At 68.5% G+C, this 19,391-nt stretch carries 12 protein-coding genes; 6 read left to right on the top strand and 6 right to left on the bottom strand.

The window, feature by feature from the left end:
• The first annotated feature begins 264 nt into the window (after positions 1-264).
• From QFZ67_RS11040 to QFZ67_RS11025, 4 genes are all read left to right on the top strand, one after another.
• Positions 265-1,242, top strand: a complete 978-nt coding sequence (locus QFZ67_RS11040) for a LacI family DNA-binding transcriptional regulator (protein ID WP_307660907.1) — start codon at positions 265-267, stop codon at positions 1,240-1,242.
• A gap of 38 nt (positions 1,243-1,280) precedes the next feature.
• Positions 1,281-4,352 (top strand): glycoside hydrolase family 3 N-terminal domain-containing protein, encoded by a 3,072-nt coding sequence (locus QFZ67_RS11035; protein WP_307660906.1) that lies wholly within the window; start codon positions 1,281-1,283, stop codon positions 4,350-4,352.
• A 367-nt stretch (positions 4,353-4,719) separates the two neighbouring features.
• Positions 4,720-6,060: a hypothetical protein gene (locus QFZ67_RS11030; protein ID WP_307660905.1), complete on the top strand. Its 1,341-nt coding sequence runs from the start codon at positions 4,720-4,722 to the stop codon at positions 6,058-6,060.
• A complete protein-coding gene (locus tag QFZ67_RS11025) occupies positions 6,060-6,329 on the top strand; it encodes a DUF1876 domain-containing protein (protein WP_307660904.1) in 270 nt (89 codons plus the stop codon). The genes QFZ67_RS11030 and QFZ67_RS11025 overlap by 1 nt, the downstream gene beginning before the upstream one ends.
• 16 nt (positions 6,330-6,345) lie before the next feature.
• On the opposite strand, the gene QFZ67_RS11020 is transcribed toward QFZ67_RS11025, so the two are convergent.
• The 5 genes from QFZ67_RS11020 to QFZ67_RS11000 form a co-directional block, all read right to left on the bottom strand.
• Complete coding sequence (locus QFZ67_RS11020; RefSeq protein WP_307660903.1) at positions 6,346-6,678, bottom strand: Scr1 family TA system antitoxin-like transcriptional regulator; 333 nt, start codon at positions 6,676-6,678, stop codon at positions 6,346-6,348.
• Positions 6,679-6,724: 46 nt separating this feature from the next.
• On the bottom strand, positions 6,725-8,530 hold the full coding sequence (locus QFZ67_RS11015; RefSeq protein WP_307660902.1) for a hypothetical protein: 1,806 nt from the start codon (positions 8,528-8,530) through the stop codon (positions 6,725-6,727).
• 43 nt (positions 8,531-8,573) lie between these two features.
• Positions 8,574-11,498 (bottom strand): DEAD/DEAH box helicase, encoded by a 2,925-nt coding sequence (locus tag QFZ67_RS11010; RefSeq protein WP_307660901.1) that lies wholly within the window; start codon positions 11,496-11,498, stop codon positions 8,574-8,576.
• Positions 11,444-12,211: a protein kinase gene (locus tag QFZ67_RS11005; RefSeq protein WP_307660900.1), complete on the bottom strand. Its 768-nt coding sequence runs from the start codon at positions 12,209-12,211 to the stop codon at positions 11,444-11,446. Before QFZ67_RS11005 ends, QFZ67_RS11010 begins: the two co-directional genes overlap by 55 nt.
• 251 nt (positions 12,212-12,462) lie before the next feature.
• On the bottom strand, positions 12,463-13,080 hold the full coding sequence (locus tag QFZ67_RS11000) for a YceI family protein (protein ID WP_307660899.1): 618 nt from the start codon (positions 13,078-13,080) through the stop codon (positions 12,463-12,465).
• 251 nt (positions 13,081-13,331) lie between these two features.
• On the opposite strand from QFZ67_RS11000, the gene QFZ67_RS10995 reads away from it, so the two are divergent.
• Positions 13,332-13,844 (top strand): hypothetical protein, encoded by a 513-nt coding sequence (locus QFZ67_RS10995; RefSeq protein WP_307660898.1) that lies wholly within the window; start codon positions 13,332-13,334, stop codon positions 13,842-13,844.
• A gap of 134 nt (positions 13,845-13,978) precedes the next feature.
• On the opposite strand, the gene QFZ67_RS10990 is transcribed toward QFZ67_RS10995, so the two are convergent.
• A complete protein-coding gene (locus QFZ67_RS10990; protein ID WP_307665801.1) occupies positions 13,979-15,190 on the bottom strand; it encodes a glycoside hydrolase family 64 protein in 1,212 nt (403 codons plus the stop codon).
• Positions 15,191-15,423: 233 nt separating this feature from the next.
• Between QFZ67_RS10990 and QFZ67_RS10985 the strand changes: the two genes are divergently transcribed.
• Positions 15,424-19,239 (top strand): endo-alpha-N-acetylgalactosaminidase family protein, encoded by a 3,816-nt coding sequence (locus tag QFZ67_RS10985; RefSeq protein WP_307660897.1) that lies wholly within the window; start codon positions 15,424-15,426, stop codon positions 19,237-19,239.
• The last annotated feature ends 152 nt before the right edge of the window (positions 19,240-19,391 follow it).

Raw genomic sequence — 19,391 nt, 5'->3', positions numbered from 1 at the left:
GGAGTCGATTCCTCCCCGGCGCAAACACCGGGGCCTCCTCGACGGAAACAGGTGAACTGCCGCTGGGTACGGCCGTCAATGGTTTGCGCATTCAGGATCTGAACGCACAACAGCCAAGATCCGCCCGGAAGTTGAGTTCGGACCCATCTCGGCGTGAAGTATTGACGACACTCTTCGCCAGGGGTTAACTCACCGCCCAGACCCCGGGACCGGTTCCGGGACCGGTTCCAGCACCCGCCCAAGAACTCGACCCGAAGGGCTCCGATGCGTGTCACGATCGCCGATGTCGCACGTGAGGCGGGTGTCAGCAAGACAACCGTGTCCCGCGTCCTGAACACCAAGGGCGAAGTGGACGTCACGACGGCCGCCCGCGTTCGTGAAGTGATCGCAAGTCTCGGCTATGTGCCCAGCAGCGGTGCCGTCGGCCTGGCCCGCGGTAGCAGCCGTACGGTCGGCATGCTCACGCCCCCGCTCAACTGGCCGTGGATGGGCGAAGTCCTCCAGGGAGTCGTCGACACCGTCGAGGCCGCCGGATACGGGCTGTTGCTCTTCACCTGCAACCGCGGCGCCGAGTCCGTGGAGCACTTCACCAGCCAGGTCTCGGCCCGCGCCTTCGACGGACTGCTCCTGGTCGAACCCGAGAACACCCTCGACACGATCACCGCCATGCACCGCAAGGGCCTCCCGGTCGTGTTGATCGACGACCGCGGTCACCACTCGGAGTTCCCGTCCGTCGCGACCACCAACCGCGAAGGCGGAGCCTCGGCCGCCCGCCATCTGATCGCCGCGGGCCGCACCCGCCCGCTCATCGTCACCGGCCGCCGCCACTTCGGCTGCGTACGCGACCGGTTGGCAGGCTTCCTCGACGTCCTGCCGACCGGCCTGATCGCCGAGGGGGACTTCACCGAGGCCTCCGGTCGGCTCGCGGTCGAGCGGGCACTCGCCACCGGCACGCCTTTCGACTCGGTCTTCGCGCACAACGACCTCAGCGCGGCGGGCGCGCTGCGGGCGCTGCGCGCGGCGGGCCGGACCGTGCCGGACGACATCGCCGTGGTCGGTTTCGACGACATACCCATGGCCCAGCACACCGAGCCGCCGCTGACCACCGTCCGCCAGCCGATGCGGGAGATGGGCGAGACGGCGGCGCGGATGCTCCTCGCACACCTGGGCGGCACTCCGGCCCCCGACGAGCCCGTCGTCCTGCCCACCGAACTGATCGTCCGGCAATCCGCACCCGCGTAGTGACCTCCGCAGTACCCGTCCGTACCGAAGGAGCCGCAATGCCACGCACCCGCCTGAGAACGAGAACAGGTACGGCGGTGCTCGCCGCCACCGCCGTACTCACCGGCCTGCTGGCCGCAGCCGCCCCCGGCGCGGCCGCCGACGACCCCGCGCCCGTCCTCGTGGACCGCTTCGAGGGTGAGATCCCCTTCGCGGGCCCCCCGGCCGAGGGCATCTTCACCTGGGGCAGCGACGCCGACGACCAGCCGAAACTGGAGCTCAAGGAGCGCGCCGACGCCCCCGAAGGCAGCAAGGTCCTCGAAGGCGCCTACGACATCAGCGGCTGGGGCGGGCTCACCCACGACTTCGACTTCGACAAGCCCGCCCACGACTGGACCGCGCACAAGGGCATCCGCTTCTGGTGGTACGGCCAGAACACCGCACCCCTCCCGCCCGGTTCCGGCAAGCGCATCAACTTCGAGCTCAAGGACGGCGGCGCCAACGGCGAAGCCTCCGAGCTGTGGACCACGTCCTTCACCGACGACTGGGAGGGCTGGCACCTCGTCGAGATCCCCTTCGCCGACTTCCAGTACCGCGCGGACTACCAGCCGGTCGGCGGCATCGACCAGGTCCTCGGCCTGAACGAGATGTGGGGCTACGCCCTCACCCTGCCGCCCGGCGCGCCCGGCAAGTTCGCGATGGACGGCGTCGAACTGTACGGAAAGGCCGACCCGGCACTGAAGGCGAAGGTCATCACCGACGCCGCCGTGTACCCGGTCGACGAGGGCGGCACGGCCCAGGTGAAGATCTCCGTTGCCACCACCGGCTCCGGCCCGGTCGACGAGCCCGTGACCGTCGCGTACACGACCGAGGGCGGCACCGCAGAGTCGGGCACGGACTACGAGCCCGTCTCCGGCACGGTCACCTTCCCGGCCGGTACGGCCTCCGGCACCTCCAAGACCGTCGCCGTCGCCACCAAGAAGGACCGCACGGCCGAGTCCGCAGAGACGATCCCGCTGGGGCTCACCGTCACCGGCGCGAAGCCCCCGGCCGAGCCCCCGCAGGTCGTCGTGGACGCCCACGGCCTGCCGTACCTCGACGCCAGGCTCCCGGTGAAGAAGCGCGTCGCCGACCTTCTCTCCCGGATGTCCCTCGCGGAGAAGGCCGGCCAGATGACCCAGGCCGAGCGCAACGCGCTCAAGTCCCAGGGTGACATCGCGAGTTACGACCTCGGCTCGCTGCTCTCCGGCGGCGGCTCGGTCCCCACGCCCAACGCCCCCGAGGCCTGGGCGAAGATGGTCGACGCGTACCAGCTGCGCGCCCTGGCAACCCGTTTCCAGATCCCGCTGATCTACGGCGTGGACGCCGTGCACGGCCACAACAACGTCATCGGGTCGACGATCATGCCGCACAACATCGGCATAGGGGCCACCCGTGACCCGTCCGTCGCTCAGAAGACCGGCGCCGTGACAGCAAAGGAAGTACGCGCCACCGGCATTCCGTGGGACTTCGCACCCTGCCTCTGCGTCACCCGCGACGAGCGCTGGGGCCGCTCCTACGAGGCCTTCGGCGAGGACCCGGCCCTGGTCACGGCCATGGAGACGGTGATCCGCGGCATGCAGGGCTCCCCGTCCGGCAAGGATCTCGACCGCAACGACAAGGTGCTGACCAGCGCCAAGCACTTCGTCGGCGACGGCGGCACGGAATTCGGCTCGTCCGCCACCGGCTCGTACACGATCGACCAGGGCATCACCAAGGTCACCCGGCAGGAGCTGGAGGCAGTACACCTCGCGCCCTTCGCCGAAGCCGTCAAGCGCGGCGCCGGCACGGTCATGCCCTCGTACTCCTCGCTGGACATCCTCGGCGACGCCGAGGGCCCGGTGAAGATGCACGCCAACGCGGCCATGATCAACGGTGTGCTGAAGGACCGCATGGGCTTCAAGGGCTTCGTGATCAGCGACTGGCAGGCCATCGACCAGATCCCCGGCGACTACCCGAGCGACGTCCGTACGTCGGTCAACGCCGGCCTCGACATGATCATGGTCCCGACGGCCTACCCGGACTTCCACAAGACGCTGCAGGACGAGGTGAAGGCGGGCCGCATCAGCGAGGCCCGGATCGACGACGCGGTCTCCCGGATCCTGACCCAGAAGTTCGCCCTGGGCCTCTTCGAGAAGCCGTACGCCGACACCTCCAACCTGTCGAGGATCGGCTCGGCCGAACACCGCGCGGTCGCCCGCGAGGCCGCCGCCAAGTCCCAGGTCCTGCTGAAGAACGACAGCGCGGTACTGCCGCTCGAGCCGTCCCAGAAGGTGTACGTAGCCGGGTCCAACGCCGACGACCTCGGCAACCAGGCAGGCGGCTGGACCATCAGCTGGCAGGGCTCCTCCGGAAAGATCACGACCGGCACGACCATCCTGGAGGGCATGAAGAAGGCCGCCCCCGACGCGGCCCTCACTTACTCCAAGGACGCGTCCGCGCCCACCGACGGCCATGACGTCGGCGTGGTCGTGGTCGGCGAGACCCCGTACGCCGAGGGCTTCGGCGACGTCGGCAACGGCAACGACCTCGAGCTGACCGCCGCCGACAAGGCAGCCGTCGACAAGGTCTGCGCCGCGATGAAGTGCGCGGTGCTGATCGTCTCCGGCCGCCCGCAGCTCATCGGCGACCGCCTCGGCGGCATCGACGCGCTCGTCGCCTCCTGGCTGCCGGGCACGGAGGGCGACGGTGTGGCCGACGTCCTCTACGGCAAGCGCGCCTTCACCGGCCAGCTCCCGGTCACCTGGCCGAAGTCCCAGGCACAGCTGCCGGTCAACGTCGGGGACAAGGCGTACGACCCGCAGTACCCGTACGGCTGGGGCCTGACCACGCTGACCAAGCCGCCGTCGGGCGGTGAGCTCAGCCTCAAGGCGATCGCCCTCGCGGCGAAGATCCTCGAATCGGCGGGCCGGGCGGACTCCCCGGAGGCCAGGGCGCTGGTCTCGCAGGCGCGGCTGATGGTCCAGGCGAAGATCGGCCAGCACGTGACGGAGGCGTCGGCGAAGCCGTTCGCGGAAGCGGATCAGCTGCTGCTGAGGGGGGAGCTTACGGGGGCGGTGGCGAGGCTGACGTCGGCGTATCGACTGGCCTGATCCCCGCCCCTTCCCGTAGCTGGGGGCAAGCCCCCAGACCCCGGTACGCCCTTCGGGCGTTGTCCTCAATCGCCGGACGGGCTTGATTTCCGCCGGTCGGCCTGAAATTCAGGCCGACCGGCAGGAACTTCTAGCCGACCCGGGCGAAATTCAAGCCCGTCCGGCAGGAACTTCTAGCTGGCCCGGGCGAAAATCTAGCCCCTCCGGCGTTTGAGGCGCGGGGTCCGGGGCGGAGCCCCGGGGGGACGCCGGACGGGCTGAACCTTCAGCCTCGCCGGCGATTGAGGCGCGGGGGTCTGGGGCTGAGCCCCGGTTCTTGAACCTCGCCGCTTGTCCGAATTCGCACCCATTCAGGTAGCGTCAAGGTATGAAGACCAGGCTGCTCACCGCACTGTCCGGTCTGCTGCTCGCCTTCTCGGCCACCGCCCTCGTCGCGGCCCCGGGAGCCCAAGCAGCCACCGGCCCCGAAACCGTGGCCGAAGCCCTGAAGCAGAGCCCCGTCTACGTCGATCCGCGCGCCGCCGACCAGCTCTCCAGCGCCGAAGCGGACTCCCTCGCGAAGAAGATCAAGGACGCGGACAAGCCGCTCTTCGTGGCCGTTCTGCCCGCCGGGACGGCGGAGTTCCCGCCGAACACGGTCCTGCAGAACCTCCGCGCCGAGACCGGCGTCACCGGCCTGTACGCGATCCGCCTCGGCGACGGCTTCAACGCGGGCGCCGACCGTAGCGTCATGACCAACCAGGCCGTGCAGAACCTGGTCACCGCGGTCAAGACGCCCCCGGGCGCCGACGCCGCCACCCAGCTGAACAACTTCGTCGACCAGGCACTGCCCCAGCTGCGCGGCAGCGCCCCCTCCTCCTGGGGCTCGGCCCCCGACGAAGGCGTGAACACCGCCGGCCTGATCGCGGTCGGCGCGGTCGCTGCCGCCGGCGGCGCGAGCGTGTACAGCGTGATCCGCCGCAACCGCCGCAAGCGGGAGGAGGCGGAGCGAGCCGCCCTCGACAAGCTGCGGGTGGTCGTCGACGAGGACATCACCGCGTTCGGCGAGGAGCTGGACCGGCTGGACTTCCACCCCTCGGAGAAGGGGGCGGACGACGCCATGCGCGCGGAATACGAGCGCGCACTCGACTCGTACGACAGGGCGAAATCGCTGATGGGGTCGGCCGAGCACCCCAGTGACGTACGCGCGGTCACGCAGGCCCTGGAGGACGGCCGGTACTCACTGGCGGCCCTGGACGCACGCCGTACGGGCCAACCCGTGCCGGAGCGCCGCCCGCCCTGCTTCTTCGACCCGCGCCACGGTCTTTCGGTCGCCGACATGACCTGGACCCCGCCGGGCGCCACGTCCCGCGAGGTCCCGGTCTGCGCCGCCGACAAGGCCCGGCTGGAGGACGGCGAGGACCCGATGGGCCGCATGGTCGAGACGGAATCCGGCCGCCGCCCGTACTGGGAGGCGGGTCCGGCGTACGGCCCCTGGGCGGGCGGCTACTTCGGCGGCGGACTGCTGCCGGGCCTGCTGGTGGGCACGCTGCTGGGCAACATGCTCGCCAGTCCGGCGTACGGGGCGGAGTACGGCGGCGGTGAGTTCAGCGGCGGCGACTACTCCGGCGCCGACTTCAACTCCTCCGACTTCGACGGAGGAGGGGGCTGGGGCGGCGGCGGAGACTTCGGCGGCGGTGGCGGCTTCGACGGAGGCGGCGGCTTCTGATGCAGACCAAGATGTGGAACGTCGAGATCGTCATCACTGAGAACGACCACTTGACGAAGGCTGAGGCCAGGTTGCGTGGCCAGAACTCGGAACTGATCGTCGGAGAGGGCACGGCACACCGCAATCGTGCCGACCAGAACGTCCCCCAGATCGGGGACGAGCTGGCCGTGGCCCGTGCCCTCAGCGAACTAACCCATCGACTGCTGCATGAAGCGGCATTGGAGATAGAGACCCACACCGGCGAGCGGGTCGACCACCTCCGCTCGTGAGCCTGTCGGCTTCAGGTCAGCGCTGGGCGACGAAGGCGGCCCAGGCATGCGGCGCGACGGTGAGGCCTGCTAGCCCTGCGTGCTTCTCTCGTTTGGTCGGCATGATCTGCAGCCCCAGGAAAGGGAGTTCAGCGCACTGCCGCAGGTGCCGGATCTGGTTTCGCAGTACGTTGTGGCCCCCGATGGGGCGGTGCAGGATGGCCTCCTCCAGCAGGAAATTGGCCATCGGCCGGGGTTTGCGCTCGAAGATCCTCTTCCGGTCGAGGCGGGCAGAGACCCCGGGCGTGCCACGTACGGCTACGACGTCATCGGGGACGGTCGTCTCGGGCAGGACTGCGAAGCACCTCATGACCGAGCGCCCGCCCCGGCCGCGATGGACGGCAGGGCGGGCGCGCTCAGGTGCCGCGCGTCCATCCGGATGTACGCTCCCAGGCTCGCACCGCCACATGCCCGGTGATGCAGAACGACAGGGCGGGGTTGCGGGCGTCGGCGTACTCGATGAGCCACTGTTCGCCCACCGCCGCCACGCGGTGCAGGGGCGATGGCGGCGGGAGCCGTAACGCGTCGGCCCCCTTCCAGGTGTCCCCGGGGCGGCGCAGAAACCGCCAGCCCTCCCTGCCGCCCACAGCTCGGTACAGTCGGCCGACACCTTCGGGGAGATCCTCGCTGGTCTGCGTCGCCAGAGCGTCCGCAGAGGAGCCGGCGTCGGCAACCAGATAGCGGGGCCCGGACTCGGCAGCGAGTTCTCTGCGGACGGTGGCCTGCTGGGGGCCGATGAGCAGCGCGACCAGTCCCGTGCACTCGTCGGCCCCACAACTGGCGGATTCCGCGAAAGCCGGGACGGGGGCGGCACTTCTGGCGACTGCTGCCTCGCCGACCCATCGCTCCGCGAGGTGCTTCCAGCGATGGGCAGGCAGTGTGCCCTCGTCACCAGGGATCTCCTCCCACCAGCCTGCACACAGCCGGGCCAGTGCGCCCAGGACCCCCGGGTCGGAGAAGCGGGCAGCAGGGCTCAGGCTGTCGCCGTCGGCCGGACTGCTCAGAAGGCCGGAGCCCACAACAGCCACGGGGCCGGTCTCCGTCGACGCGAGGACGAGGTCGGCTGCGGCGTGCGCCGGTGTCCGGTTGAAGGTCACCTTGCCGACTTTGGGGGGACCTCCTCTTGCCGCGCCCAGAACGTCGAGCACCTCCTTGGTCAGGCTCTCGATTTCCTCGCATGACCACAGCAGATCCACGTTCACGCCCCGGTCTCGCAGGCCGACAAGCAGATCCCGGGCGGCGATGGCCCCCTCACGGTCGAGTCGGCCCGCGACGATGAGGACGTTGCCGGACGACCTGGCGAGGACGTCGTCAACCAGCCGCAGACTCTCCGCGGTAGTCAGTGCGATGTCCTGACACGACACGGGTGCTTCCGCGTACGGCTTGGTACGGCCGGGCGCCGGGGTGTCGCCGGCTTCCCGACGCCCGTTGCGGGCGGCCGAGTTGCGCATCAGCTCGCTCAGCTCGCGCTGGAAGTCAGCATCGTTGGCGAGGTCGTCGTGCCGTTCCGCAACCTCCTCCAGGATCATTTTGGTGAGGTGCTGCCATCGGTGCGGCAGTCCGATGACCTCGGACTTGTCCAGGTCGACCCGGACCGGGAGGTAGTACAGGTCCGTGTTCACCCGGGCTACGGAGTCGATCCAGCGAATCCATTCCTGGCGCTGGTCGGAGCGGGGGAGCAGCCGCTCGGTTTCTCCGCCGTTGATCGCCGAGCGGATCATCCTGGGCCTGAGCGCCTCCGACCAGGCGAGTCGGTTCGTTGCCCGTCGCAGGGCCTGGCTGGTGATCAGTGACAGATCGCTGGACCGGGCGAGCTGGCCGGTCAGCCTCTCGCGGACAATGTTCGCGCGGCTCGTTCGGACCCGCAGATTGCTGGGCCTGCGCCCCGAGGAGATCGTCAGCCGGCCTTCCTCGGTGACGAGATAGTGCATCTCCTGCTCATGCTGCACCATGGCGACCCACCCCTCCTGGATGAGGGTGACGAGCCCTTCGGTCAGCAGGCGGTCATGGACCTTGAACACCCCGCGCAGATCACGGAAGGTGCGACCGGCAGGTCCCTGGGCGTCGTTGACCGCCCGCAGAAGCAGCTCCTCCAGCTTGCTGTAGGGGCGGCCATGGGCGAGTTCGTAGGTGACGTTGTACATGTTCAGTGGCAGCAGCACGCGAATCATGGGAGGGCATCGCTTCCTGGTCGGCAGGTGGTGCTCACGCAAGGCGGAACGGGGCGTCGAATCCGGTCAGGTCTGCCGGGATGCGAACGGCCCGGCCTTCGCCGAACCATGCCTCCAACTGGTCCACGGCGAAGGCGAGATGCTGGAGCTTCGTCTCCTCCTCCGGCTTCCGCGACACATGGCTCACCTGGTCGCGGAAGAAGTTCCACGAGCCGACCAGGACCAACAGGAGTTCGGCGCGGGAGATCAGGACGTTCATCCGGGGAGCCTCGACGAGGAAGCCCAAGCCCTTCCCCGCCACCTCGGTGTTGTTGCGGACCAGGCTCACCGCGATGATCTGTGACTGATTCCCCTGGAACGAGTCCACGGTGAAGAACCCGTCTCTGCGCGCGTCAGGCCCCTCCAGCCGGGAACGGCGCGGATCCGGCGCCAGCGTGAGCCCGGCCTCGCCCAGCGCCGTGCGCAGGTGAGGAGTGTTGAGCCTCCCGCGCAGGTAACCCACCTGCTGGGCATATGGAGACAGCACCGCGAGATTCAGCCGCCGATCGGGGGCCGCCCGCAGCGAGCGCAGGAACCTCTCCAAGGCGTGGGCCTCGGCCGGGTTGCGGTACTTGGGCACCGCGTTCTCTCCCGCCCGGGGATCGACTGCGGCTGCGGGGAGATCCAGCCACACCACCGCCTTGTCCTTGAGCTCTCCCGGTGCCGCGAGGCGATGCAGAATGTCCGCATGCGGCACCTTGGTGCTCTCGTCACGGGTGTAGTGCTTCAGCCTGCCCTTGTAGTAGACGCCCGAGACCAGTTCTCCGATGTCGGGATGCATGCGGTGCTGGCCGGTGAGCAGTCCCTCGTCGTGCTCGTGGAATGCGCAGAGACTGTGCAGCTGCTCGAAGAGCTTCAGCCACTTCTTGCAGTACTCGCCGAACTCCCTGCGCTGCTCCTCGGTCCTTACCCGCCAGGCATGGAGCAGCTCGGTGTCGAGCAGATTTCCGACACCCTCCAGTCCTTCGAGGGATGCGACGGTCGCGTCGAGTTCCGACACAGCCTTCTGGTAGTCCTCGATGCGGTACGGCGGAAGCTGCTTCGGGTCGCCGATCAACAGCCAGCGGTGGCCCAGGCAGAGAGGGAGGGCGAGTTCGAAGCCGTGGGCCTTGCCAGCCTCCTCGACGATCGCCCAGTCGTACGTGACCTCGTCGGCGAGGGCGGCCAGATCACCGTCACCCGTGGTGCTGTAGGTGATGCTGGCACTACGCTTGACCAGCTCCCTGAACTCCTTGGCGAGGGAGGCGTCTTTGGTGTTGAGATCCTTGAGCATGGCCCGGCAGATCTCCAGCCAGTCCGCCTGGACGCCCGAAGGTTCCAAGCGCCCGGCCGCTGCCTCCAGTTGCCTGATCGTGTTCTCGAGCAGTGACTTGGTCACCTGCTGCTCCGACCCGGGCTCGTCCTGCATCAAGTTGTCGGACTGATCGGAGTTGGCTCGCCGCAGCCGGATGGCCAGGGGTCTGCGCGCTTCGGGGATGTCCTTGAACGCCTCCTGCTCAACCTTGGCGCGCAGCACATCCACAGCGGGATGCGCCTGGGCCGTGATGAGGATCTGGGCGACCGGGTCCTCCTCCAGGATCTCGCGCAGCAGCCAGGCGACCATATGGGTCTTGCCGGTGCCGGGCGGACCCTGCAGTGCGTAGATGGGGCGGACGCCGAGAATCTTCTGGATCTGGCTGCGCTTGCTCGAGTCGACGATCTTGGAGGAGAGGGGGACCGGCAGCTCCACCGGTCCACTGTCCATGAGAACCTGCCCCGGCGCTGACAGGCTCTCCAAGAGATACGTGTGCTTGGCCAGCTTGCTGATGGCCTCCTTGCGACGCTTGATCAGCAGGACTTGACCGCCCAGGCCCTTGGTGCGCAGGACCCGGACGTCACCGATCTCGGGAGGGTCGATGATCTCTGTCTTGGGGCGCAGCGTGGCAGTGTGCCCTGGGATGTCGACTTCGGCGACCTCCCATTCCGGGACCGATAGCCTCAGTGCAATGCTCTCCGATTCCGGCGGGCACAATTGGATGAGGTTGCTCCCCGGCTTTCCGCTGTTCTTCTCCCGGAAGAGGAAGGCCGCCATTCCGCCGTCCTGCCTGAGCATGGCCAGCGGCTCATGGACACGGGGTATCTCCAGCACCTGGACGGAGGAGACCACTCCGTCGGACTCGGTGACGTCGATGACCTTGCAGCGGAACAGCTCCGCGTCACGGATCAGCATGTCGATCTGGTTGGTCATGCGCACGAACTCGGAGAAGCGCTCCTGGTCCTCGCGGCGCTCCCGCGCCTGATCGATTTTGGGGAGGAGGAACTCCCAGCTCGGTGCGGAGCTCAGCACATGGCCCTGCGCCTTGTAGTCCTTCGTACTGAAGAACCCGATCCGGCCCGCCGATACGTTCACCTGCCGCGATGCCTCCGCGGTGAAATAGTCCAGCGACCCCGTGCAGAACGCGTTCTGCCAGTTGGGGGTGGAACCGGCCAGGCTACGCGCGGAGCTGATGCTCAGGTGCAGGGATGTGCCGGACAGGACGTACTGGTCGCGATTGGGGACCGGCGCCAGGGTGGCCCCCTCGGCGAAGTCCTTGTACAGGAAGCTGTGCAACCGACTGACGTGGTCGGGGCGGTTCGGGTTGAAGGGATCCGCCGGCCCCAGTTTCATAGACTCGCGCAGGCCACGTTCCATGCAGGTGCGTACGAGACTGCGGTTGTGCGGGTCGATCACCACCATGTGCCGGGCTGTGGTGTCGCCGCCTGTCTGCGACTGGTGAAGGACGCGCACGATCTCCCGGACGGTGGTGGAGATCTCGGTGCCGTGCTTGGGACGGATGGCGGGTTCGTCGGAGATGAGCTGGCCGATGAAGTCGTGCTCGAGGGGCGTCAGCTTCCGCTTGGCCTTAGCCAGATGGTCGAGGACGAGGCGGTAGCGCGCCATGGGGTCCGTGGATGTACCCAGGTGCTCGATGGCGAGCATGCAGCGTGCCACAGCATGCCGAAGGCGAACCAGTCCGCGTCCGGGCCGAATGCGGTACTGCCACCCAGCGCTTCCGGAGCGGTCTCCCAGCCGACGCGGGAGGGCGGGGCTGATGCGGGGTGCCCGAGCCGGACACTCCATTCGAATCCGCCAAGGCGACAGGACTCCGGGCCGTCGCCGGGGTCGAGGAAGACCGACTCGGGGGAGACGCATCTGTGAACCACCTGCTGCTCATGGAGCAGGGCCAGCCCCTCGGCTATGCGGCCGAGCATCTGCCAGAGCTCTCTGCGCCCGGCGGGCCGACCGGACAGCCAGTCATGACTGCTGCGTTCGCCGAGCCGCGACGCCAGCGTGTGCAGCCCCTCCGTCTTGAACACCATCACGAAGCACCGGTGATCGTGATCGATGCCGACGTCCTGTAACTGGAGGAGGGAGTCTTCGGAACCGGGTGTGCTGCGTACTTGGTAAAGGGTTCGCAGCTCGGCGTCCCACAGGGCGCGCTGGACGTCGTCCGGTTTGGCCTCGTAGAAGGGCCACGCCTTGAGCAGATACGGTTTTACGAACTCTGAGGTGTCATTGGCCGCCCACAGCTGGCCCTCTCCGGCGGTGGAAATGACGGACCCGGCGATCTCGTACCGACCTTTGAGCAGGGAAACACCCGCTGTGAGAGTCATGCACCCTCCACCCTTTATGCACCATGAACCAAGGGATCTCGCACATTAACACCCATGTCGGTCAAGGGAGTTGGCTGTGGGAGAAGTGCTGGGCGCATCGGGAGCACGCCCCGGCGGGTGGGGAGCATGGGGGTGGCACATTCAGCCTGGTGGGGTTGGAGCGTCTGATGTGAGCTCGGGCTCGGAACCAAACGCACGCCGGCAGGGCCGGGCGGATCCCGGCCCCGCCGTGGCGGTCCATGCGGTGCGGATCAGGCCTGCGGGGCGGCCTTGATCGCGGAGATGTCGAAGTTCAGCCTGACCTTGTCGCTGACCATGACGCCGCCGGTCTCCAGCGCCGCGTTCCAGGTCAGGCCCCAGTCGGAGCGCAGGATCTCCGCGCTGCCCTCGAAGCCGACGCGCTCGTTGCCGTACACATCGGTGGCGGAGCCGTTGAACTCCAGGTCGATGGCGAGCGGACGCGTGACGTCCTTGATCGTCAGGTCGCCGGTGATGCGGTACGAGTCGCCACCGAGCTGCTCCGCGTGCGTCGAGCGGAACGTCATCAGCGGGTACTCCTCGGCCTCGAAGAAGTCGCCGGTGCGCAGGTGGGCGTCACGGTCCGCGATGCCCGTGTCGATGCTGGCGATCTTGACGTCGATCTCGGCGGTGGAGTGGTGGGGGTCGGTGCCGTTCAGCTTCAGGCTGCCCGAAAAGTCGCCGAATGAGCCGCGGACGTTGGTCACCATCGCGTGCCGGACGGTGAAACCGATGCTGCTGTGGGCGGGGTCGATGGTGTAGTCGCCGGTCAGCGCAGCGAGCGCGGGATCGACGTCGAGCGTGGCGGTGGGGGTGGTGGCGGTGTCGGTCTTGCGGTTGAAGAGACCCATGACGCACTCCTTGGGGGACGTAGTGGCGTGTTGTTTAAGCTTCAACTGAGTCGACCATAGACCTATTCCGTTTAAAGTTCAACATCTTCTCGAGAGGTTCACCCAGAGGTACGCGGCAGCCCTCTGGCGGACGCGCGTAGAACTCGGGCACCATCTCCTTGCTCCACCTGCACAGCCGTCCCGCCGGAATGCACCGGTCCCCACCGGAACGCACAGTCCTCAACGGTCATCAGCAGGAGGGATCCCCCGCCATGAAAGTCCGCTCCTTACTCAGCGCGCTCGCGCTCGTCCTGGGTGCGCTCTTCGCCCCTGGATTCGGCGTCATCAGCGGCGCGACCGAAGCGCACGCCGTCACCAAGATCAGCCACGCCACTGCGGCTTCGATGTTCCGCTCGTCCGGGATCACCTGGTCCTCGTCCGGCGGCTGCTCCGACCGCAACAACCCGTCGTGTACGTCCTTCGAGCAGCTCAACCTCGCCAGCGCGAAGGGAGCGCAGACCCTCAAGAGCGCGAGCGGCTGTGCGCTCAACATCACCGGAGGTACGGAGACCGGGCACGCGGGCGGCACGTACTCGCACTGGAACGGCTACAAGCTCGACTACAGCAAGTACACCTGCGTCGGGAACTACATCAAGAACACCTTCACCTACATTGGCGCGCGTCCGGGCGACGGTGCCCCGCAGTGGAGGTCCGGCTCCGGAAACATCTACGCGGACGAGGGCAACCACTGGGATGTGACGTACTACAACTGCGGCGGCTGCTGAGCCGGTGCGGACGTGCGGGTGCCCGGCCGGTTCCCCCATGCCGGCCGGGCACCCGTCCGCGTCACGAGCCGCCGAGGCCCAAGACCCGAGGCTCAAGACCCGAGGCTCAGGACCCGAGGCTCAGGACCCGACGGTCAGGACCCGACGGTCAGTGTGAAGCGCCGCGGGTTGCCGTCGTGCGCCGCGCCGGAGACGTCCGGCTGGCCGTCCGGGCGGACGTCGTCGTACGGGAAGGCGTATCCGATCGGGGTGTTCGCGTGCACGGCCCGGGAGAAGTGGTTCGTCGCCGAGTCGCGGTAGTAGTCGGCCGAGGTGGCCCCGTTCGGCTGATCGGGGTGGGTCAGCAGGGTCGTCCGGTTGAAGCCGGCGGCGAGCCTGGCCAGCAGGCCCTTCTTGTCGTCGGAGTCACCGGGGTTGTTGGCGAAGGGTCCGTGGTTGCAGGTGAAGATGTCCTTCGAGGTGGGCTTGGCGAAGGTGTGGCCGCCGGAGAAGGTCAGCACGTCGCCGTTCACCCGCCCCGTGCGTACGCCGCGGCCGCCCTGGAGGTCGATCCGCAGATCTGTGGAGCGGTACTTGTCCCACACCCGGTTGATGTAGTTGTCGAAGACGTTCCGGAAGGGCATCTCGTTGGGCCGGTCGAAGAAGGGCGCCATCAGGTTCTGCGGCGAGATGACTCGTAGCACCTGGCCGCCCGAGTCGCGGATGACCAGCTTGTCCCAGGGCTGGCTGTCGCGGCCCGCCTGGGCCACGAGATCGTCGGCGATCTTCTGGAGCGCGCCGTTCGGCAGTGTGGCGACCGTGTGGGTGGCGTCGCCGGTCAGCGTGAGGCCGATGGGCAGGGCGGTCACCAGGTCGACATAGCTGATGTTGGCGTAGAGCTGTGTCGGGTTGAAGGTGAACTCCGCGAAGGACCAGGTGCGGCCGTAGTTGGCGTCGGAGGGGGTCGCGAAGGCCGGTTCGACGAGGGCGGGACCCGGGTTCACGAAGAAGTCCAGCTTGCTGTCGCGTACGAAATAGACGCGGGCGCCGAACATCTGCGGCAGCGTCAGCATGATCGGGCCCGCGCCCGCCGCGCGCAGCGGGATGGCGCAGTCGACGGGGAGCGGGGTCTGGGGCGCGGAGGGGGACTCGGGGTAGTAGACGCCGCCACCCGGGCGGAGCAGCACCCAGCGTCCGGTGCCCTGCTCGTGGCCGGTGACATAGGCATTGACCTGGCCGGGCAACGACTTGTTCTCCAGGGCCAGTTCGCAGGTGGGGGGCGCGGCCTTGGCTCGCGGGCTGAGAGCGCTTCCCCAGGCGGGATAGGTGAGCGCGGTCGCGGCTGCGGCGGTGCCGGACAGGAACATTCTGCGGGAAATCACGGATGAACTCCTGTACTTGTGGGGGTGTCCACCACTCTTGCGACGGCAGGAGCAGTCGTCAAGAGGTGTGACTGAGAGCGCTCTCAGAATCTTCGCCGCTTCATAAGTTGTCGTTCATGGAGGGGACTTGGACTAACGCGCGGCGGTTGTTGGACTGCTGGCCTCAGGAGCGCACGACTTCGTTGACGGTGGCGAAAGCGACGGGCTAGTCAGTCCCCATGCCACGAAGACTCCGTGCGGCGTGCGCGCTTGCTGCCGCCTCATCCGCCGTGTTCGCCCTGACCGGGCCCGCGCTCCCGGCCGCCGCAGCCGAGGGCGAGGCCCCCGTCGTCATCGGCTCCGGTCAGCTATCCGTCGCCGTCGCCAAGGACTTCCCCAGAGTGGTGTCGTACACCGACCGAGCCAGTGGGGCCACACTCCTCGGGAGTACGAGCGCGGTCGCGGAGGTCACCCTCAACGGCAAGGCGTACGCGGTGCAGTTGAAGGACGTGCCCGCCGTCAAGGCGTCGAGCGCCGCGTACACCCTGACCTTCGGCGATCTGCCCGGCGTCGAGATCGACGCGACGCTCACCGTCTCCGGCCGGACCACTTCCTTCAAGGTCACCGCTGTCCGCGACACCGAGGCTTTCCGTGTCTCCACGATCGACATCCCCGGACACGACCTGGTGTCGGTCGGCAGCACGGACGCCGGAGCCGCGACAGCCTTCACCCGGCTCGACCCGGACTCGACGAAGACCGCCGACGTCTTCGCCCCGGTCACGCCCGCCACCGCGGCGGACGCGGCACCGGTCGGAGCCTCGTACGCCCTGGTCAATACGGGACAGCTGGCCGCGGCCGTCGAGTCCAACTCCAGCTACGACAAGCCGGCCGGCGCGACCGGCGGCGACGACGCCCGCTTCTGGCACCAGGCCCGCAAGGCCGCGGACGGCAGCACCCGCGTCGGCGTCTGGTCCGGGCAGTGGACCTACTGGGGGAGCGGCGCCCTTAAGCCGGAGAGCGGCAAGGACCTCCCCTGGGCGAAGGTGGTCGTCACGCCCGACGCCAACGGCGACCGGAAGGTCGACTGGCAGGACGGCGCGGTCGCCTTCCGCGCCATCGGAGTCAAGGCCCCGGGCAGTGAGCAGACGCCTGACCGGGTGATCACCCATATCCCGTTCAACTTCGCCAGCCAGACCACCCACCCCTTCCTGCGCACCCTCGACGACGTCAAGCGGATCTCGCTCGCCACGGACGGGCTCGGACAGCTCGCGGTGCTCAAGGGATACGGCTCCGAGGGCCACGACTCGGCGCACCCCGACTACGGCGGCAACTACAACAAGCGTGCCGGGGGGCTCAGCGACCTCAACACACTGCTGAAGGACGGCAGGAAGTGGGGCGCGACCTTCGGCGTGCACGTCAACGCCACCGAGTCGTACCCCGAGGCGAAGAACTTCCACGAGAGCCTCGTCGACAAGACCAAGCCCGGCTGGAACTGGCTCAACCAGAGCTACTACATCGACCAGCGCCGCGACATCAACAGCGGCGGTCTGGCCCGCAGATTCCAGCAGCTGAGGGACGAGACCGACCGCAATCTCTCCTTCCTGTACATCGATGTGTACTACACGCACGGCTGGATCGCCGACAAGACGATGCAGGCCGTGCAGGCACAGGGCTGGAACGTCGGCACCGAGTGGGCCGACAAGTTCGAGCGGGCCTCGCTCTGGTCGCACTGGGCCAACGACCTGGACTACGGAGGAGCCACCAACAAGGGCCTCAACTCCCGGATCATCCGGTTCATCCGCAACGGCGAGAAGGACGTCTGGAACAACCACCCGGTCCTCGGCCAGACCGCACTCGAAGACTTCGAGGGCTGGACCGGCGAGACTGACTGGAACGCCTTCTACGACAACGTCTGGCAGCGCGATCTGCCCGCCAAGTACCTCCAGCAGGAGCAGATCACCCGCTGGGACGGCAACGACGTGACCTTCACCGGCGGTGTGCGCGGCACGGTCGAGGGCGGCCGCCGCACCTTCTACGACCACGGCCGCAGGGTCCTGGACGGCGACCGCTATCTGCTCCCGTGGGACGGCGGCAGGAAGCTGTACCACTACAACAAGGCGGGCGGCCAGAGCAGTTGGGCCGTGACCGGCGCGTCGTACACCGTCTACAAGCTCACCGACAACGGACGCGTGAAGGCCGGGACCGTACGGCCGGTGGACGGCCGGATCACCCTGACCGCGGCCGCCGGACAGCCGTACGTCCTCTACCCGGACCGCGCGCCCGCCGCGCAGGACCCGAAGTGGGGCGCGGGCGGCCCGGTCGCCGACCCCGGCTTCAACGACGCCGGACTGGCCGCCTGGTCCAAGCGCGGCACGGTCGTCCGCGCCACCGACGACCACGGCCGCAACAGCGCCGCGCTCAGCGGTACGGGCACCGCGTCGCTCTCGCAGCGGATCTCGGGACTTGAGGCGGGCAAGCGGTACACCGCGTCCGCATGGGTCGAGGTCGAACCGGGGAAGTCGCGCCGTACGACGCTGTCCATCGGCGGGAAGTCGGTCGCCGTCGAGCGTTCGACGGCCAAGGACCAGGTGGCCGCGTCCGACTGGCACGGCAGCTACTTCCAGCGGGCGAAGGTGAACTTCACCGCGCCGGCGGGCGGTGTCGCGACGCTCAAGGCCGAGGCGGCGCGGGGCAGTTCGGCGACAGTAGGGATCGATGACGTACGGCTCGTCGCCAATGCGCCCGCGACCCGGTCCGGCGCGCTGGTGTACGAGGACTTCGAGGCCGTCGACCAGGGCTGGGGGCCCTTCCTCAAGGGCGACGCGGGCGGCGTCACCGACCCCCGCACGCATGTGAGCCAGCTGCACGCGCCGTACACCCAGGCCGGCTGGAACGGAAAGCGGATCGACGATGTGCTGGGCGGAATCGAGTCCCTCAAATCGCACGAGGAGAACGCCGGTCTCGTCTACCGCACCGCGCCCTGGACTGTCCCGATGCTGGACGGGCGCAGCTACCGGGTCGAATACGACTACCAGTCGAGCCACGCGGGCGCGTACGAGTGGGTCACCGGCTACGACGGCGGCGCCGGAGCCGTCGAGACCCGCCGTACACCGATGGGAGAGCAGCGGACGACCGGCCACTTCACCGAGACCGTGACGGCGGGCTGCGGCGGTACCTGGGCCGGGCTGCGCAAGCGCGGCGACGCCCCGGACGGCGCGGACTTCGTGCTCGACGGCTTCACCGTCACCGATCTGGGCCCGGCCACCGAGCAGGCGGCGTGCGGGACGCTGGCCGTCACGGCGGGCGAGACCCTGGAGCCGGGTCAGAAGAGCGAGGTCACGGCCGCCTTCACCAACAACGAGGCGACCGCGGTGAGCGGTGTCTCGGTCGGGCTCACGCTCCCGGAGGGCTGGACGGTGGAGCCGGCGGGCCCGGTGACCTTCGACTCGGTCGCGGCGGGTGCGCAGGCGACCGGTACATGGCAGGTGACGCCGCCGGTGGACGCCGCGTACCGGACGTACACGATCGGCGGGGCGGCTTCGTACGCGGTGGGCGGGGCCTCCCGGAAGCTCACGGCAGCGACCTTGGTACGCACCCTGCCGCCACCGCCCACCACTGACGCGTGGGCGAGCGACCTGGACTGGACGGCGTCCGAGAACGGCTGGGGACCGGTCGAGCGGGACCTGTCCAACGGCGAGACGGGCACGGGCGACGGCAGCCCGCTGAAGATCGGCCAAGTGGCCTACGAGAAGGGACTCGGCAGCCACGCCCCGGCGAAGATCCGCTACTACCTGGGCGGGAAGTGCACCTCCTTCACCGCCGGGGTGGGTGTGGACGACGTCCAGACGTCGCGCGGCAGCGTGCAGTTCAGCGTGCTGGCGGACGGCGCGGAGAAGGCGAAGTCGCCGGTGCTGAAGGCGACGGATGCCGTCTGGTCGCTCACGGCCGATGTCACGGGCGCCAAGTACGTCGACCTGGTCGTCGGTGACGGCGGCGACGGGAACGGCAACGACCACGCCGACTGGGGGAGTGCTCGCTTCCACTGCGGCAGTTGATGAACGGCGCTTGCCCCTCTGAACGGCGCTTGCCCCTCGTGCTGAAGGCACCGAGGGGCAAGCGCTTTCCCATTCGGTCTGTCATGCCCATTGAAGGCACGGCGAACGGCTGCTAGACCAACGGGCAACCGGTCTGCACCACTTCCGTTCCG

Source organism: Streptomyces sp. V1I1 (assembly GCF_030817355.1).
In the GTDB taxonomy this organism is placed as follows: domain Bacteria; phylum Actinomycetota; class Actinomycetes; order Streptomycetales; family Streptomycetaceae; genus Streptomyces.
This window is presented reverse-complemented; position numbering and strand designations above follow the sequence as displayed.

Coding starts and splice junctions, on each gene's coding strand:
- QFZ67_RS11040 (WP_307660907.1), top strand. CDS start 265: ATGCGTGTCACGATCGCCGATGTCGCACGTGAGGCGGGTGTCAGCAAG.
- QFZ67_RS11005 (WP_307660900.1), bottom strand. CDS start 12,211: ATGACTCTCACAGCGGGTGTTTCCCTGCTCAAAGGTCGGTACGAGATC.
- QFZ67_RS10990 (WP_307665801.1), bottom strand. CDS start 15,190: ATGTTCCTGTCCGGCACCGCCGCAGCCGCGACCGCGCTCACCTATCCC.
- QFZ67_RS10995 (WP_307660898.1), top strand. CDS start 13,332: ATGAAAGTCCGCTCCTTACTCAGCGCGCTCGCGCTCGTCCTGGGTGCG.
- QFZ67_RS11020 (WP_307660903.1), bottom strand. CDS start 6,678: ATGAGGTGCTTCGCAGTCCTGCCCGAGACGACCGTCCCCGATGACGTC.
- QFZ67_RS11030 (WP_307660905.1), top strand. CDS start 4,720: ATGAAGACCAGGCTGCTCACCGCACTGTCCGGTCTGCTGCTCGCCTTC.
- QFZ67_RS10985 (WP_307660897.1), top strand. CDS start 15,424: ATGCCACGAAGACTCCGTGCGGCGTGCGCGCTTGCTGCCGCCTCATCC.
- QFZ67_RS11000 (WP_307660899.1), bottom strand. CDS start 13,080: ATGGGTCTCTTCAACCGCAAGACCGACACCGCCACCACCCCCACCGCC.
- QFZ67_RS11010 (WP_307660901.1), bottom strand. CDS start 11,498: ATGGCGCGCTACCGCCTCGTCCTCGACCATCTGGCTAAGGCCAAGCGG.
- QFZ67_RS11035 (WP_307660906.1), top strand. CDS start 1,281: ATGCCACGCACCCGCCTGAGAACGAGAACAGGTACGGCGGTGCTCGCC.
- QFZ67_RS11025 (WP_307660904.1), top strand. CDS start 6,060: ATGCAGACCAAGATGTGGAACGTCGAGATCGTCATCACTGAGAACGAC.